We start from the raw sequence: 16,226 nt of genomic DNA on the forward strand, positions 1-16,226 counted from the left end.
GTTGTGCACGCAGAATATGTGATCATCGGTGCTGGCTCCGCGGGCTGTGCCATTGCGTATCGTCTCGCCGAAGCGGGCAAAAAAGTCATTGTCGTGGAATATGGCGGCACCGATGCGGGTCCGTTTATTCAAATGCCCGGCGCGTTATCCTATCCCATGAATATGAAGCAATATGACTGGGGATATGAAAGCGAGCCAGAACCGCATCTGGGCGGCCGTCGGTTGGTCACACCACGTGGCAAAGTGCTGGGCGGTTCGTCCTCGATCAACGGCATGGTCTATGTGCGCGGGCACGCGCGTGACTTTGACAATTGGGCCGAAATGGGCGCTCAGGGATGGGCCTATGCCGACGTGTTGCCTTACTATAAGCGGATGGAAAACTGGGATGATGGCGGCCATGGGGGTGATCCTTCGTGGCGCGGTAAGGATGGTCCATTACATGTCTCCCGTGGCAAGCGCGACAATCCGTTGGTGAAGGCATTTGTGGAAGCGGGCGCGCAAGCTGGCTACCAGACAACTGATGATTATAACGGCCAACAGCAAGAAGGTTTTGGGCCTTACGATGCGACGATCCATAATGGCGAGCGCTGGTCGGCTTATAAAGCCTATCTCAAACCCGCCATTGCATCTGGCAACGTTACGGTTGTGCGCGGACTTGCCCGTAAAATTGTCGTTGAAGACGGTCGCGCCACTGGCGTTGAAATCGAGCACAAAGGCAAGATTGAGACCATCCGCGCGACGGCAGAAGTAATCATTTCAGCCTCGTCGATCAATTCGCCGAAATTGTTGATGTTGTCTGGCATTGGTCCCGCGGCACATCTGCAAGAACATGGCATTGAATTGGTGGCAGATCGCCAAGGCGTTGGACAAAATCTGCAAGATCACCTTGAGCTCTACATTCAGCAAGCCGCCACCAAGCCGGTGTCCCTGTTTAAATATTGGAATTTGCTGGGCAAAGCCTGGGTTGGGGCGCAATGGTTGTTCACGCGCAAAGGCGTTGGCGCCTCTAACCAATTTGAAAGCGCAGCTTTTATCCGCTCCAAGCCGGGCGTGGATTATCCGGATATTCAATATCACTTTTTGCCGATTGCTGTGCGTTATGACGGGCAAGCGGCGGCGGAAGGTCATGGATTTCAAGCGCATGTGGGGCCAATGCGGTCCAAGTCGCGCGGCAGCGTTTCCCTGAAGTCAAATGATCCGTCAGATGCGCCGAAGATCAAATTTAACTACATGTCCCACCCTGAGGATTGGGAGGATTTCCGCACTTGCATTCGGCTGACTCGCGAGATTTTCGCGCAAGATGCTTTTGCACCCTATCGCGGCCACGAAATTCAGCCCGGAGCGGACGTTCAAACGGACGCCGAACTCGATGATTTCATTCGAGATCACGCGGAAAGCGCATACCATCCGTGTGGGACGTGCCGCATGGGCAAGGCCAGTGATCCGATGGCCGTTGTCGACCCCGAATGTCGCGTCATCGGGGTAGATGGACTGCGGGTCGCAGACAGCTCGATTTTCCCGCGCATCACCAACGGCAATCTCAACGCGCCTTCGATTATGACCGGGGAAAAGGCGGCTGACCATATTCTTGGCAAAGCCCCCTTGCCAAGAGAAAATGTTGGACCTTGGATCGCGCCGAACTGGGAAGAAAGCCAACGATAATTTTGGGGCCGCCCGGCACTCCATTCACAAATGGTTCAGCCGGAAACCGATGCTGACGATCCAATGCTAATCAACCATTCGCTTTTCATGTGCGAACGGGCTTAGGCCGAGCCACTCTTGCATGCAGGTGATCACTTCGCGTTCGCCACTCAGCTCGAGCCTGCCTTCATCCAAGGCCCTTTCAACCGTGTCCAGCCCCATCCAAATCGCGGTCATTGTGCGCAAGGTGGATTCAGAAAACAGATCAACGTCGTAACCGGGGTCGGCATAGCAGGCCTCTACGCCGGACTGGGGGTCGGCCAGCAGCCAGTAATTCTGTCTCGCCTTTGGCAAGTTACTAAAGACGAATTGCAGGCAAACGCGCCGCGCGGGAAGCGGGGCGATGTTCAGGCAACGATGCATGTCCCATATCAGCAATTCGGGATCGAGATTATTGAGGGAAACCTCTGTCTCCACCCATCTTTGCCCCCATGTCCCGATCCCCATAATAAGGGGCCGGAGGTCTTCACCAGCTTTGGTGAGGCGATATTCTTGCGTGCCTTGTTTGTTTTTGAACGATTGAATAACACCCACTGTTTCAAGCTCACCCAGCCGCTTGGACAATAATGATGGTGACATTCGCGGCACGCCACGCCGAAGGTCGTTGAACCGCGTGCTGCCACATAAAAATTCCCGGATTAGAAGCGGCGTCCAGCGCGCGCAAAGGATTTCAGAAGCCATCGAGATTGGACAAAACTGACCGTAACTGCCGCGCATAAGTGCCCCCCTTTCGGGTCCGGAGTTTTAGTCATTCTAGCCTAGGCCGAATTGTGACGGTGGTCCAGTACAGTTTCTGGACTATCGCTGCGCGGCCAATGGGAGGAACCTGTTTGCACATTCACGATACGAGGGAGAACAGGACATGGCACAAGTTATGGATAGATCAAAAACGGCTATCGACTTCAATGCGACGGCCAAAACTCTGGCTGAATCTTTTGCCGGCAAGGCGCAAGAGCATGACAACAATGACAAGTTCGTTGCCGAAAATTATGCCGAGTTGAAAAGCGCCGGGCTGATATGTGCTGCGGTGCCTGCGGAGTTGGGTGGTCAAGGCGCGAGTGTACGCACCCTTTGCGAGGTTTTGAGTATTATATCGGCGGCCTGCGGCTCAACGGGTCTGGCACTTGCCATGCATACGCATCAGGTGGCGATCCCCGCGTGGCGCTGGCATCATCAAGAGCCAGCGCGTCCGATGGTGGAGCCCCTTTTGCGTCGAATTGCGGCAGAAAAACTGGTGCTGTTGAGCTCGGGCGGATCCGACTGGATCGGCGGTTCTGGCAAAGCGGATCGGGTGGACGGTGGATATAAGATCACCGCACGCAAGGTGTTTTCATCCGGGGCACCTGCAGGCGATATTCTGATGACCAGCGCCATTTTTGAGGAGAACGGCGAAAAAACCGTTCTGCATTTCGGGGCTCCCATGGCCGCGCCAGAGGTCACTGTTTTGGATACGTGGCACACAATGGGTATGCGCGGAACCGGTTCGCACGATGTGCAAATTGATGGACTATTCATCGCGGATGACAAAATTCCGCTTCAGCGCAAGGCAGGTGAGTGGCACCCGGCATTCCAGATGATTGCAACCATTGCGTTCCCGCTGATTTACGCGGTTTATTTGGGCGTAGCACAAAGCGCACGTGACATCGCGATTGACATTGCTGGCATGAAGCCGATCTCTCATCGCGCACAGGCAATTGCAGGCAGAATGGAGAATGCGCTGGTTGCCGCGCGGCTGGCGCATAATTTTATGATTGAGGCGGCTGAGCGCAATGCCCCATCTGCCAACACAGTCAATGATGTGATGATCGGCCGCCGTTTGGTGGAAGAGAACACCATCCGGACCGTCGAATTAGCGATGGAACTGGCCGGTGGTGCGAGCTTTTATCGCCGCACCGAATTGGAACGGCGATTCCGCGATATTCAGGCCGCCCGCTATCATCCACTCCAGAAAGAAGTGCAGGCCGAATATGCTGGCGCCATGGCGCTCGGGCACCCGATTGCGGAAATCTACTAGCACAGGTTTTGGGAGCTAAAACCATGGGACAAAACGCCAAAGCCAGCGAACGATTGAATGCAGGAGGCGCGGCGGCCCCTCACCCACTATCTTCGGTTGATGCGGCTGCATTCCGAAATGCTTTATCGCGGCTGGCTGCGGCGGTGAACGTGATCACCACCGATGGCCCCGCGGGGCGATGCGGCGTCACAGCATCAGCGGTGTGTTCGGTATCGGATACACCGCCAACCGTTTTGGTTTGCCTAAATCGGGCGCATCGCATGAACGGTTTTGTGAAGGCAAATGGCGCATTTTGCATCAACATGCTGGCTGCTGACCAGCAAGACATTGCCGAAATGTTTGCAGGCTTTGGTCGGGTCGGAATGGCGGAGCGCTTTATCCGTTGTGGCGCTATTTCGGACATGGATCGAGCGCCGATTGTGGCCAATGTAATCGCCGCAATTGATTGCGACATAACTGGCATTCGCGAGGTCGGCACCCATTCGGTGATCTTTGGTACGGCCCGAGCGATAAAGATTGGCAAGGACCAAAAGAAGGCTCCTCTTGTCTATCATCAGCAGCACTACCACACCGTACAAATTCTCAAATCAAATGGAGAAAGCGCATGACTAAAATTGCGATTGTACAGGAACCACCTGTATATCTAAATCTTGCAGCCAGCATGGAACGCGCCATTGGCCTTGTTGAAAAGGCCGCTAAAGACGGCGCCAAGCTGCTCGTTTTTCCAGAAGCGTGGTTTCCGGGCTACCCAACCTTTTGTTGGCGCCTCTCGCCCGGGGCGGATATGGGCAAGACCGACGATTTATTTGCCCAACTTCAAGCTAATTCCATCGATCTGAGCAAAAACGGCATGGCCCCCTTGCAAGAAGCGGCGGCGGAGCATGAAATGGTCATCGTTGCGGGGTATCAGGAAGTTGACGGCGCAGTTTCAGGTTCGACCCTGTTCAATTCCTGCATCACGATTGATGCGGACGGTACAATTGCCAACAATCATCGAAAACTCATGCCGACCAATCCTGAACGAATGATTTGGGGTTTTGGCGATGGGGCCGGACTTAATGTGGTGGATACCGCTGTTGGCCGCATCGGTGCGCTTTTGTGTTGGGAAAGCTACATGCCGCTTGCGCGATACACACTCTATGCGCAAAACATCGACATCTATGTGGCGCCAACATGGGACAGTGGCGACACATGGCTTGCCACAATGCAACACATTGCCCGCGAGGGTGGCTGTTGGGTCATTGGGTGTGCAACGGCGCTTGAGGCGTCTGACATCCCAACCGACATCCCCCACTATGACATCTTGTTTCCGAAAAAAGATGAATGGGTAAATCCCGGCGATGCGGTTGTCTACCAGCCGTTCGGTGGGGTTGCAGCCGGCCCGATGCACCGGGAAAAGGGACTGCTTGTTGCCGAAATTGATGTGGCGGCGGCCAAAGCTTCACGCCGGAAGTTTGATGCAAGTGGTCACTATGCGCGGCCAGACATTTTCTCGCTGTCGGTTGACCGAACACATAAGCGGCCAGTTTCGTTTAAATGACAATCAAACCGGCGGTTTTGTTCAACAAAACTGCATCTCAGTGCCGCCGGTTTCAGTCGCTTTTACGAATGTCGCGCTGCCTCAAGTGCGGCGCGCATGTCTTTAATGCCTTCACCTATCTTATCGCCATAGCGTAACAGGCTGCCGCCCAAAAGATAAACCACATCGTCACCATACATGCTGAGCATATCGCCAGCCCTGTCTTTTGACATGCCGCCGCCCGGGCTGGGGAACATGGGTTTCCCGATGCCGTCCGCTGCACGGCATGCATTTGCGATTGATTTGCACTCTTCAACAGAAAAGCCGAAACGACCGCCTACATTGGGGAAGACAGAAATGTCCGAGCCAGCCAAGCGCTGCAACACGCCAAACATCATGGCGTGGGTGAAACCCGTATCATTGGACAAAACATATGGCCCCAAAAAGCTGGGGTGTGTCATGATCGGCAAGTCGAATGCCGTGTCGCGCGAGAAGTGGTTGACGATGTCAAAACCCAATAGGCCGGGCATGAGCAAAATGCCTCCTGCACCCGCCTGTTTGGCAAAATGGGCATCGTCGATCAATGTCGCGAAATGGCCGCCAATGTTGGGCAAGTAGAGGCAGCTTTGACCGGTCTCTTGATTGGCCCGCGCCACCGCGTTGGAGATTTTCTCCACCCGCTCTTTGAACGGCGCTGCCGGCTGGTTCACCAACCCATGATCTTCTTTGACAATATTGGCGCCAGCCACCGCGCACAAATAGGCGATTTCGGCCAATTCGTCGGCACTTGAGCCCTGGGGCTTCAGCACTGGAGAAATCAACCCTCCCTTTGGGGTATCCGCACGTTTGCGCACACCTTCAATACCAAATCGCGCACCGGGAAATTGTTTGCCCAGCGTGGAGCCCAAATCAATATGAGTTACCTGCAGGCCTTTTTGGATTGAAGAATTGCCAAAGATGACGTTGAAAAGCTGCGTTAGCTCTGTGCCAACGCTTTCAGGGCTATAGGAGAGCACAGCCTCGAACTGACCTTCATGGGATTGGCCACAACTTTCAACTTTACCTAAAATCTCGTCCTCGATAAATCCTTGAGGCACCACGTCCCGCGGGATCTCAACGGTCTGCTCCAGCGCGATATTATGGGCGCGTTCCAGCGCCTCATCGTTGCTTTGCGCTTCGATTTGATAGGTAACGTGCAAGCGGTCCATGATTAAAGGGCCTCCGCCTTGGCGCTTGAATGCACCGCATCTACCCGCACTGTGTCTAAATCGTCTGCGTCGATATTGGTTTCAATGTTCATCAGCCCTTCAATGCCACGCACTAGGGCCAGAGCATCAAGACCGTAATAGCGCATCAAATAGGGGCGTGAACCCCCATGGGCATATGTGTCTTGAAGGCCCAAACGCACCAGCTTTTTCTCAATACCAGCTTCGGCGATGGTTTCTGCCACGAGCGAACCGATACCACCATTGATCACATGGTTTTCAAGGGTGATCACCCCGTGTTTGACTGATTGCAAATGGTCAAGCAGACGTTTTGAATCAAACGGCTTGATGGTGTTGAGGTGCAAATGCCGGATCGACACGCCAGCGCCTGCCAAAGCCGCCTTTGCGCGAAGAGCTTCTTCTGTTGTGATGCCCGCTGTCACCACCAGAACGTCATCGCCTTGGGAGAGTTCGCGCATTTCACCCACTTTGATCGGGGTATCAAACAGACGCGGCACCGAACCGCGCAACACGCGACAATAAACCGGACCATCAATGGAATCTGCAGCTTCACAAAGACTTTCGACTTCCGTGGCATCGCCTGTTTCCAAGATCGACATATTTGGCATCGCGCGCATGATCGCAATGTCTTCAATGGCTTGGTGGGTCATGCCACCCGGCGTGGTGACGCCCGGCAAAAAGCCCATGATCCGCACTTTACGGCGCGGATAAGCGATCGAGGCCATCAATTGGTCATAGGGGCGACGATAGGTGAACACCCCAAATGTGTGAATGAAGGGCCGGAAGCCAGCAAGGCCCAATCCGCCCGCAAAGCTCATCATATTCTGTTCAGCCATGCCCATCGACATGAATTGCTCGGGGTGCCGATCGCGGAAGCCATCAATCTCGCAAGATGAGGTCAAATCCGCTGACATGCACAACACATCTTTGTTGGCCAGCGCGTATTTTTCAAATGCACCCGCATAAGGGCGCGTTACCATTTCAACCATTTTGATCTTCCCTAATGCGTGTCGAATTGAACCGGATCAATGCCCAGTTCTTTTGCGATGGAGACGTTCATCTCGTCACGCTCTTGTTCTGATTTAAAGCGCACATAGTGCAAGCGCGGGAATCGTTTTTGCAAAAATGACATGCCGTGTGTGGGTGATGAATGCGCCAGAATTATCAAGGGCTGCCCCTCATGTGGCTCTTTTTTGGCTTGTCGCATCGCATCCAAATCATGGGCGTCAATTTCCACCACGGTTGCGCCAAAGGCGCGCATCTTGGTGGCGATATCGCGTACTTCCATAACTGAGGACATGGCGCCATCGCACTGCTGATCATTCACATCCATGATCGCCCACACATTGTCGATACCATGGTGCGCGCAGGCCTGAATGGCTTCCCAGGTCTGTCCTTCTTGCACTTCACCGTCGGACATGAACACGCAGACTTCGCCAGGTTCGCCGCGCAAGCGACGGCCATATGCAAGGCCAGCGCCCGTGGATAGGCCGATGCCGAGGGTGCCATTGTGCACTTCCATGCCGGGAGAGTGTTCCGCGCCAATCATTTCAACTGAAGAACCGTCCTTATTGAACATTTCAAGCCCCTCTGCCGCCATGCGCCCTGTCTCGATCAAGGTGGCATAGGCCACCAGCGCGTAGTGGGCTGGGGCAATGAACAGTCGGTCATATTGGGGTTCAAACGGCCCGTTGTAGCCAGCACCGGTGACATAGTCATCATTGCCCGGCGCGGGCACCCCGCCAAATGGCGGCGGGATCATCGGCATTGTTGGCTCGCCCAAATTCAACGCTTCATTGTAAAGCCATGCCAATTGCTCAGCGGCTGAACAGGCTTGGCTGAGATAGCCACCATTGTTGCGCATCGAGTGTTCAAAAACGCGGCGGCGTATGCCCAACGCGATCTCTTCTGTCGTCTTTTGGTTTTTCACCCGTTCCCCCATCAAAAGTGTGGCGTGGATTCTCTAATTATTACTAATGTCAGTAACACATAACATTTGATAAATAAAGCGTGCAGGCGCCCTGAACTGCTAAAAAATCACGCCTTTGCGCAAGATAAAGCACCCAAATGGGCGCATTTCACCCACACGCACCACAGCAAAGCAATTTTTGGCGCGTTGGTAGAATGTTTGACGCTCAAGTGAGCCGAGATTTGCAGGCGCTGGCTTGGCCTTTTCCAGCACATCAAATACCAATTGATGCACCTCACCCATTTCGTCGGGCGCATTGTCGATTTCCATGCGCCATGCGCAAAAATCGTAAAATTCTTCAAGCGGGAAATGCTTGGTCATGGCGTTGATCAAAGCTGGGGCATCCATGCCGGGCAGGTCGACGATTTCGCCGGTTACTGTTTCAAGCGCTGTCGAATGAGCAGGAAAATTTGCATCCACAATAGCGATCTCGTCGCCATGGCCCATTTGCATCATCACATAGACGAGATGGGCGGATAGTTTGCGGTCTAGTCCTTTGAGCATTTGCTCCTCCACAAAAAAGGGGCGATCTTGGGTTTTGCCCAGTTGATCGCCCCAAGTTCAAAGGGTTGCGTCTTTTAGATTATGGCAACGGCATCCAGTCTGGAACCGCCACTGGTGCATGGGCAAACTGTGGCAATTTTTCGCTCAGCTCTTCCATGTTTTTGATGTCTTTTTCCAACAGATCTTTTTGTGTGATCAAGGTTGGTGGCACCACAACGCTTGCGCCGGGATCTTCACCAGCCAACATCATGGCCAAGGCCCGTACAGACACTTCGCCCACAACTGCTGGGTTGGTTGCCGCTGTGGCTTTCCAAGCACTGTTTGGCTCGCGCATTGCTGCAATGTCAGATGTCGAAACGTCAGCGGAATAGATGCTGACTTGATCGGTCATGCCCGCTTCATCAACAGCAATTTTTACGCCTTTAGCAAATTCATCATATGGCGCAAACATCACAGTGATGTCTGGGTTGGCGGACAATACTGAACGCGCTTGGTTGGCGTTTGAGTTGGCGATTGGGTTGTCCAATGTGCCGAACTGGGCTTTTTCGTCGATGCCAGGATAGCGTTCTTTGAACTCTACCCAAGTTTCGTTACGACGATCCAATGGCGCGATGCCTGGTACGTAGACATAGCCGGCTTTCCAGCTCTCGCCATTGTCAGCGATCGCTTGTTCCAAAGCCAAACGGGCCAAGTCGCGGTCAGACTGTTCGATCTGCGGCACCGCTGGATTTTCAACATTCACGTCAAAAGCCACAACTTTGATGCCTGCATCCACTGCGCGTTGCACAGCTTCCTGCATGGATTCAGTCAGGCCGTGCTGCACGATGATGCCGTCTACACCAAGGGCGATGGCTTGATCGACCATATCTGCTTGCAAGGCAGCGTCCTGACGGCTGTCCAACACGCGCAGATCAACGCCCAAAGCTTCTGACTGACGCTCTACGCCAGACAAATAAGCCTGGAAAAAGTCACCCGTTGAGAGATAACGCACCAACGCAATTTTCACATCGCCTGGATTGTCGAATGGTGCAGGCATATCGGCCGCATGGGCCAATCCTACGAAGCTAGATGCGGCAAGGGAAACCCCTGCGAGCATTTTAGCAAACATGCGTCTAGTTAGTTTCATTTGGTTCCTCCGATTTAAGTCGACCATATTGTTGAACGCTCTAGGGTGGTCGGGCCTAGCGTCTATTTGAAAGCGCGAACGTGAACATGAGGGCCACCACCAGCACGCCACCTTTCACAAAGTCCTGCGTGTAATAAGGGGCATTCATCATGGTGAGGCCTTGCAGCAAAATGCCGACGAAAAGTGCGCCGATTGCCGTGCCGAAAGCATTTGGCTTGGCGGCGCCCAGAACGGCAAAACCGATCAGCGCGGCGGCCACGGAATCGAGCAGCAAATTGTTGCCCGAGGCGATATCGCCACGGCCAAGACGGGCCGCAAGCAAGATGCCACCCATTGAGGCCAAAACGCCTGAAATCATATAGGCGATGATTTTGTATTTTTTCACCGGCACACCAGCAAGGCTTGCGGCGCGTTGGTTGGAGCCAATCGCGTACATCACTCGGCCATAACGGGTATATTCAAGGAAAAGCCAGATGCCGATGGCAATAACAATCAAGAAGACCACGGAAACCGGGATCAGATTGTCGATAAAGAAGTCAAAGCGATGACGGCCCAGCGCCAAGAATTCTGGCGAAAAGCTACCCTGAGCTGTCGAACCATCGGGCAAGCTCATGCCAGTCGCGATGGAGCGCCCTTCGGTTGGAATACGCTGCAGACCAATCAGCAAGAACATCATGCCCAATGTTGCCAGCAAATCCGGCACGCGCATTTGCACAATCAAGAAGCCATTGATCAGTCCGACCAGCGCGCCCATCAACAAACAGGCAACAACGGCAACCAGTGCGCTTTGCTCGAGCACCACCATCACATAGGCGGATAGCATCAACGCCGAAGTGGCGACCGCCCCAATGGACAGATCAAACCCATCCACCACCAAGGTGGCCGTTACGCCCAAGGCCAAAATGCCGGTGATGGCAACAGACTGGAAGATAAACACTGCGCTATAGGGACTTGCAAACCCTTCTGCGGCAATGCTGAAATACACCACAAGGCCGACCAACAAGGCCACAAAGCCATAGCGAATGGCGTAGTCGGTTAATGACATTGTTTTTGTGTTTACACGGGTTTCGCTCATCGAGCTGCCCCTTCTTTTTGCTTTTGTTGGTCTTTTGCCGCTGCAGCGCCAGATACTTGCTCTAAGATCAAGTCCACATCGACATGTTCATTTTTGTGCTCACCGACAATGGTGAATTCAGCCATCACCAAAATACGGTCTGCAATTTCCAAAGCCTCATCCAATTCCGCCACCAGCACGATGGTAGCCCGATCTTTGGCTGTTTCGCGCAATTTGGTGCCAATATCGCGACGCGCAGCGATATCCACCCCTTGGAAGGGCTCATCCAAAATCAGCACGTCGCATTCGTGAGAGAGCCAACGGCCCACCATGACTTTTTGCTGGTTGCCGCCAGAAAGCGTGCCAATTTCATCATTGGCCCCCTGGCAGACGATGCCCAGCTTGTCGATGGCGGCATTGGTTATTTTGTATTCGGCATTTCGGCGCACAAAACCGAAGGAAGACAGGCTGGACAAGAACGGCAAGGTAATGTTGCGGTTAATATCGAAATCCTGAACCACACCGTTTGTGCCACGGTCTTTTGCGCACAAAAACACGCCTTGATTGATGGCATCGCGTGCGGAGTTTGGCGCATAGGGCTTGCCGTTAAGTTGCACTTTGCCGCCAGCCGCAGCCATTTGACCAAATAGAACTTCAGAAAGCTGGGTTTTGCCCACGCCAACCAACCCGGTGATCGCGATCACTTCATTGCGGTGGGCTGTTAGATTAATCGGCTGGCTTTCAGGTTTGAGTTTCACATCGGTGAGCTCCAGCACTTTTTCGCCAGGCGCTTGTACGGTGATGTTCACATCGGTCATGGTGTGCCCGAGCATGTCATTCACGGCGCCCTCATAATCCAGCGGCGCTGTTTCGTATTTGCCAACAATAGTGCCATCTCGCATGGAGACAATTCTGTCGGCCACGCGACGGATATCTGACATGCGGTGGGAAATATAAAGAATCGCAACGCCGCTCTCACGTAGTTTTTCCACCAACCTGAACAGGCGCTCAGCTTCGGCTGCGGAAAGGGAGGAGGTCGGCTCATCCAAAATCATCATTTTGGGCGAATGGGCCATGGCCCGTGCAATCGCGACCAATTGGCGATCAGCGAGCGTGAGGTCGCTGACCATTGAATTCATATCAAAGTTCAAGTCGAGTTTGGCGGCAATTTCCTCAGCGGATTTGCGAATCCGTCTTGGATTGAGCAATGGCGCGCTCTTTGGGTTGGCCAACCAGTCCAACATCAAGTTGGACGCCACATCCAAGTCTGGCACCACCCCATCATTGATGTTTTGGTGCACAGTGACGATGCCTGCTTGCAGCGCCGCTGACGGCGTGTTGGGCGCAAATGGCTCGTCGTTGAGAAACACTTCACCTGCGTCCGCTTCATATAGGCCACAGATTATTTTCACCAGCGTAGACTTGCCCGCCCCGTTGGCGCCCATCAAAACGGTCACCTTGCCCGCAGGGATATCAAGATCCACGCCGCGCAACACACGGTTGGCGGCAAATCTCTTTTCTAGCCCACGAATTTTAATGGGTATTCCAGCCATAGTCTCCTCCGATGAAGTCACGTTAAATGCATCTGACATCAAATGTCAAACGTTATTGACATTTGACATTTAAATTGCAAATCATGGGTCAATATGTGTTTGGCGTTTGCGCTTTTGCATGTCACCCTAACCCTTGAATTTGTTAGCGTGACGAGCGCTTTGGGAGGATATTGTGAGCAATCCATATGAACCATTAAATGTAGACACAATTGGCGAAAAACTTGGCCATTTGGAGATTTTACAGGAAAAAGTAGGCCCCGATTCCAGCACGTGGACAGCCCAAGAAGTCGGCGATGGAAACTTAAACCTTGTGTTTATTGTCACCGGCCCGAGCGGACAAGCAATTGTGAAGCAGGCGCTGCCTTATGTGCGCCTTGTGGGCGACAGTTGGCCCCTGCCGCTAAAGCGTGCCTTTTTTGAATATCACGCGCTGACACGGCAGGCAAAATATGCGCCAGAGGATGTGCCGGAGGTTTATCACTTCGACGAATCGCAGGCGCTTATTGTGATGCAGTTCATGTCACCGCATGTCATTTTGCGCAACAGCCTGAAAGATGGTGTGCAGCATAAAAATTTGGCTGAGGTGGCTGGCAAATTTTGTGCCCGTACTTTGTTCCGCGGCTCAGACCTTTCAATGGACACAAAGCAGCGTAAAAAGGATTTGGCACTTTTCGCGGACAATATTGAGCTTTGTGACATTACCGAAAATCTGGTGTTCACTGACCCTTATTATGATGCGGAGATGAATCGCCACACCAGCCCGCAATTAGACGGCCTCGTGGCCAGCCTGCGCGCGGATATCGACCTTAAAGTCGCCGCACAGCATCTAAAGGCCAAGTTCTGTAACAATGCAGAGACTTTGTTGCACGGCGATTTGCACACCGGCTCCATCATGGTGACTGAAACGGACACGGTTGTGATTGACCCTGAATTTGCCACCTATGGTCCCATCGGGTTCGACATTGGCATGTTGTTGGGCAATTTCTATATGGCGTTTTTTGCGCAAGATGGCCACGAATCTGAAAAAGGCGCGCGCGACGATTATGCCCAATGGATTTTGGACGTGACGTGCGACATCTGGCACCATTTTGAAGAAGAGTTCAGCCATTTGTGGCGTACGGAACGCAACGGCATTTTGTATGACCAGCGGCTTTACGAAGACCAAAATCAAAACCTTGCGTCAGAACAAGCGCTGGCCGATCGGTTGAACGACATATGGACAGACTTGCTTGGCTTTGCTGGTGTTGAAATGCACCGCCGCATTCTGGGTCTGGCTCACATTATGGAGCTCGACAGCATCGAAGATGATGATCAACGCGCCGCCTGTGAAGCGCGGGCATTGCATTTTGGCCGCCAGCTTGTGATTTCACGCGCTGCATATAAATCCCCCCACCAAATCGCCGAGCTTGCGCGCACGGTTAGAAAGGACAATTTCCTATGAAAATAGATGGCACCCATTATCGCTCGATTTGGCTTGGGGACGATCAAAAAACCGTCAAAATAATTGAGCAGCGCCTGCTGCCGCATGAGCTGAAGGTCGTTGACCTGAAGTCGCGGGAAGACGCGGCCATTGCGATTAAGGATATGTGGGTGCGCGGTGCGCCGCTGATCGGCGCCACCGCGGCGTACGGCATGGCTTTGGCTATGGCCGACGATCCATCGGATGCCAATTTGGAAAAATCGTGGGAGATTTTGCACGAGACACGCCCCACCGCCATCAATCTACGTTGGGCTTTGAACCGCGCCAAAGCGCATCTTGGTGCCATGGCACCGGAAGAACGCGCGGCAGCGGCTTACAAACTGGCAGCCGAAATTTGCGATGAAGATGTAGAGATCAATCGCTCCATTGGCGAAAACGGCCTCAAACTCATTGAAGAGATTGCGGCCAAAAAAGCGCCGGGCGAAACGATCAATATTTTAACTCATTGCAATGCGGGGTGGCTCGCCACTGTGGACTGGGGCACCGCCACCTCGCCCATCTATCATGCGGTGGAAAAAGGCTTGAAGGTTCATGTGTGGGTGGATGAAACCCGGCCCCGCAACCAGGGCGCACAATTGACCAGCTGGGAAATGGCCAGCCATGGCGTGCCGCACACGTTGATCGTGGACAATGCGGGCGGCCATTTGATGCAGCATGGGCAAGTGGACATGGTGATTGTGGGGACAGACCGCACCACCGCCCAAGGCGATGTGTGCAACAAGATCGGCACCTATTTGAAGGCGTTGGCCGCCAAGGACAATAATGTGCCTTTCTATGTGGCGCTGCCCTCACCCACCATCGATTGGACCGTGAACGATGGCGTGAAGGAAATTCCAATTGAAGAACGCGATGGCCGCGAAGTGACCCATGTTTATGGCAAGCTGGAAAATGGCGAGCGTGATTGGGTGCAAATTTCACCTGACGCCACCCCAGGTGGCAACCCCGCATTTGACGTGACACCATCGCGCCTGATCACTGGTCTGATCACAGAGCGTGGCATTTGCGATGCTTCGAGTGAAAGCTTGAAAAAACTATTCCCTGAGCAGGAATAATGTGGGAAGGGGGCGCAACATGGTTTGCGCCCTTTTCTTTTTAACGTCTAATCTAAAGCGAGAATAAGTTCAGCTGTTTCCGCATCGGTCACCAAATGGGTCGCATAGCCGCCATTCATCACCGCCGCCATCGCTTTGGCCTTATCTTCGCCGACGGAAACCAAAAGTCCCATTTCGAGATCTGTTAGCTTGTCCAGTTCAACGCCAATCATGCGTTCATCAAGCGGCCCTTTGACAGGTTTACCGACCTTGTCGACAAAACGACCACACAAGACCCCACTGGCGCCATTTTCCACATAGGTTTTCAAATCGTCTTCGCTGGCAATGCCGCTCATCACGACGTGGGAATTGGCGCACACAGACCCTGCGGCAAACACAGCCTTGTTGCATTGATCCAACGCGGCCAACTGATTTTTAATGATCGGCTCCGCCCGCAATTGCCGGGCCAAATCAATGTTGGTGACAATGGCCGGCGCATGCAAATTGATGCAGGCCGCGCCGAGGCCCTGTGCCAAATGGGCGGAACAGATTTCGGCAGTGAAGCCATAGGGCGTTGCCATCGAACCGACGAGCTGCGCCACTTCCACATCAGGAATGGTCACATTGGCAGAGGACACCAAAAGTTCTGCCATTTCATATATGGTTTGCCCCCAAGCGACCCCCAGCTTATCGCCGGGCGCCACCAAATCCGGCAACCATTCGGCCGCGCCGCGCGCGGCCCGTGTGAGCCGCGATTGAATATCGCCCAACCCGTTGGGCACGATAAAGGCGGCTTTCAGGCCAAACTTTTCGCGCAATTGGTGCGAAAGCTTATGGCCCATAAATACGTCAGGCGCCATGGTGACGCGGATATAGTTCCGCTCACGCGCTTCCTGCAAATAATTAACGACAGTGGCGCGAGACACCGCCAAGCGATCGGCAATTTCGTTTTGGTTTAGCCCGTCATGGTAATAAAGCCACGCCGCTTCCACCACGATTTCGTCACCACTCACCTGTCCTGAGGCGCGTCTTTTGCCGTATGCCATAAA

15 protein-coding genes are annotated in these 16,226 nt (G+C 53.5%); 6 read left to right on the plus strand and 9 right to left on the minus strand.

The genetic code is table 11. The features are described from left to right. Window positions 1-3 precede the first annotated feature (3 nt). Window positions 4-1,662 carry a choline dehydrogenase gene (betA, locus tag G549_RS0104760; protein ID WP_027834064.1) on the plus strand — a complete coding sequence of 553 codons (1,659 nt, stop codon included), beginning with the start codon at window positions 4-6 and terminating at the stop codon, window positions 1,660-1,662. Window positions 1,663-1,728: 66 nt separating this feature from the next. Here the strand turns inward: betA and G549_RS0104765 are convergent, their stop codons facing one another. Beyond that, a complete protein-coding gene (locus G549_RS0104765) occupies window positions 1,729-2,418 on the minus strand; it encodes a winged helix-turn-helix transcriptional regulator (RefSeq protein WP_027834065.1) in 690 nt (229 codons plus the stop codon). Between the two features lie 145 nt (window positions 2,419-2,563). Between G549_RS0104765 and G549_RS0104770 the strand changes: the two genes are divergently transcribed. The 3 genes from G549_RS0104770 to G549_RS0104780 are packed head-to-tail and all read left to right on the plus strand — an operon-like array spanning window position 2,564 to window position 5,255. Continuing rightward, window positions 2,564-3,715, plus strand: a complete 1,152-nt coding sequence (locus G549_RS0104770; RefSeq protein WP_051213373.1) for an acyl-CoA dehydrogenase family protein — start codon at window positions 2,564-2,566, stop codon at window positions 3,713-3,715. Between the two features lie 23 nt (window positions 3,716-3,738). Next, window positions 3,739-4,323 carry a flavin reductase gene (locus G549_RS19080; protein WP_051213375.1) on the plus strand — a complete coding sequence of 195 codons (585 nt, stop codon included), beginning with the start codon at window positions 3,739-3,741 and terminating at the stop codon, window positions 4,321-4,323. After that, a complete protein-coding gene (locus tag G549_RS0104780) occupies window positions 4,320-5,255 on the plus strand; it encodes a carbon-nitrogen hydrolase family protein (protein ID WP_027834067.1) in 936 nt (311 codons plus the stop codon). Before G549_RS19080 ends, G549_RS0104780 begins: the two co-directional genes overlap by 4 nt. 62 nt (window positions 5,256-5,317) lie before the next feature. On the opposite strand, the gene G549_RS0104785 is transcribed toward G549_RS0104780, so the two are convergent. The 7 genes from G549_RS0104785 to G549_RS0104815 form a co-directional block, all read right to left on the minus strand. After that, window positions 5,318-6,442, minus strand: a complete 1,125-nt coding sequence (locus G549_RS0104785) for a RuBisCO large subunit C-terminal-like domain-containing protein (RefSeq protein WP_027834068.1) — start codon at window positions 6,440-6,442, stop codon at window positions 5,318-5,320. A gap of 2 nt (window positions 6,443-6,444) precedes the next feature. After that, window positions 6,445-7,449, minus strand: a complete 1,005-nt coding sequence (locus G549_RS0104790) for a transketolase family protein (protein WP_027834069.1) — start codon at window positions 7,447-7,449, stop codon at window positions 6,445-6,447. Window positions 7,450-7,460: 11 nt separating this feature from the next. Continuing rightward, complete coding sequence (locus tag G549_RS0104795) at window positions 7,461-8,390, minus strand: transketolase (RefSeq protein ID WP_027834070.1); 930 nt, start codon at window positions 8,388-8,390, stop codon at window positions 7,461-7,463. A gap of 99 nt (window positions 8,391-8,489) precedes the next feature. Beyond that, window positions 8,490-8,933 (minus strand): RbsD/FucU family protein, encoded by a 444-nt coding sequence (locus G549_RS0104800; RefSeq protein ID WP_027834071.1) that lies wholly within the window; start codon window positions 8,931-8,933, stop codon window positions 8,490-8,492. Between the two features lie 79 nt (window positions 8,934-9,012). Then, window positions 9,013-10,059: a substrate-binding domain-containing protein gene (locus G549_RS0104805; RefSeq protein ID WP_027834072.1), complete on the minus strand. Its 1,047-nt coding sequence runs from the start codon at window positions 10,057-10,059 to the stop codon at window positions 9,013-9,015. 55 nt (window positions 10,060-10,114) lie between these two features. Then, window positions 10,115-11,104, minus strand: coding sequence for an ABC transporter permease (locus G549_RS0104810; protein WP_027834073.1), 990 nt, complete (start codon window positions 11,102-11,104; stop codon window positions 10,115-10,117). Between the two features lie 26 nt (window positions 11,105-11,130). After that, window positions 11,131-12,666, minus strand: coding sequence for a sugar ABC transporter ATP-binding protein (locus tag G549_RS0104815; protein ID WP_027834074.1), 1,536 nt, complete (start codon window positions 12,664-12,666; stop codon window positions 11,131-11,133). Window positions 12,667-12,838: 172 nt separating this feature from the next. On the opposite strand from G549_RS0104815, the gene mtnK reads away from it, so the two are divergent. Together mtnK and mtnA are read left to right on the plus strand one after the other, a co-directional pair. Then, entirely contained in the window at window positions 12,839-14,107 is a 1,269-nt protein-coding gene (gene mtnK / locus G549_RS0104820) for an S-methyl-5-thioribose kinase (protein ID WP_027834075.1), read from the plus strand. After that, a complete protein-coding gene (gene mtnA, locus G549_RS0104825; RefSeq protein ID WP_027834076.1) occupies window positions 14,104-15,198 on the plus strand; it encodes an S-methyl-5-thioribose-1-phosphate isomerase in 1,095 nt (364 codons plus the stop codon). Before mtnK ends, mtnA begins: the two co-directional genes overlap by 4 nt. A gap of 47 nt (window positions 15,199-15,245) precedes the next feature. Here mtnA and G549_RS0104830 read toward each other — a convergent pair whose 3' ends face one another. Then, entirely contained in the window at window positions 15,246-16,223 is a 978-nt protein-coding gene (locus G549_RS0104830) for a sugar-binding transcriptional regulator (RefSeq protein WP_027834077.1), read from the minus strand. Window positions 16,224-16,226: the final 3 nt, after the last annotated feature.

Origin of the sequence: Maritalea myrionectae DSM 19524, assembly GCF_000423365.1 — a bacterium.
In the GTDB taxonomy this organism is placed as follows: Bacteria; Pseudomonadota; Alphaproteobacteria; order Rhizobiales; family Devosiaceae; genus Maritalea; species Maritalea myrionectae.

Coding starts and splice junctions, on each gene's coding strand:
- G549_RS0104765 (WP_027834065.1), bottom strand. CDS start 2,418: ATGCGCGGCAGTTACGGTCAGTTTTGTCCAATCTCGATGGCTTCTGAA.
- G549_RS0104770 (WP_051213373.1), top strand. CDS start 2,564: ATGGCACAAGTTATGGATAGATCAAAAACGGCTATCGACTTCAATGCG.
- G549_RS19080 (WP_051213375.1), top strand. CDS start 3,739: ATGGGACAAAACGCCAAAGCCAGCGAACGATTGAATGCAGGAGGCGCG.
- G549_RS0104780 (WP_027834067.1), top strand. CDS start 4,320: ATGACTAAAATTGCGATTGTACAGGAACCACCTGTATATCTAAATCTT.
- G549_RS0104785 (WP_027834068.1), bottom strand. CDS start 6,442: ATGGACCGCTTGCACGTTACCTATCAAATCGAAGCGCAAAGCAACGAT.
- G549_RS0104790 (WP_027834069.1), bottom strand. CDS start 7,449: ATGGTTGAAATGGTAACGCGCCCTTATGCGGGTGCATTTGAAAAATAC.
- G549_RS0104800 (WP_027834071.1), bottom strand. CDS start 8,933: ATGCTCAAAGGACTAGACCGCAAACTATCCGCCCATCTCGTCTATGTG.
- G549_RS0104805 (WP_027834072.1), bottom strand. CDS start 10,059: ATGAAACTAACTAGACGCATGTTTGCTAAAATGCTCGCAGGGGTTTCC.
- G549_RS0104810 (WP_027834073.1), bottom strand. CDS start 11,104: ATGTCATTAACCGACTACGCCATTCGCTATGGCTTTGTGGCCTTGTTG.
- G549_RS0104815 (WP_027834074.1), bottom strand. CDS start 12,666: ATGGCTGGAATACCCATTAAAATTCGTGGGCTAGAAAAGAGATTTGCC.
- mtnA (WP_027834076.1), top strand. CDS start 14,104: ATGAAAATAGATGGCACCCATTATCGCTCGATTTGGCTTGGGGACGAT.
- G549_RS0104830 (WP_027834077.1), bottom strand. CDS start 16,223: ATGGCATACGGCAAAAGACGCGCCTCAGGACAGGTGAGTGGTGACGAA.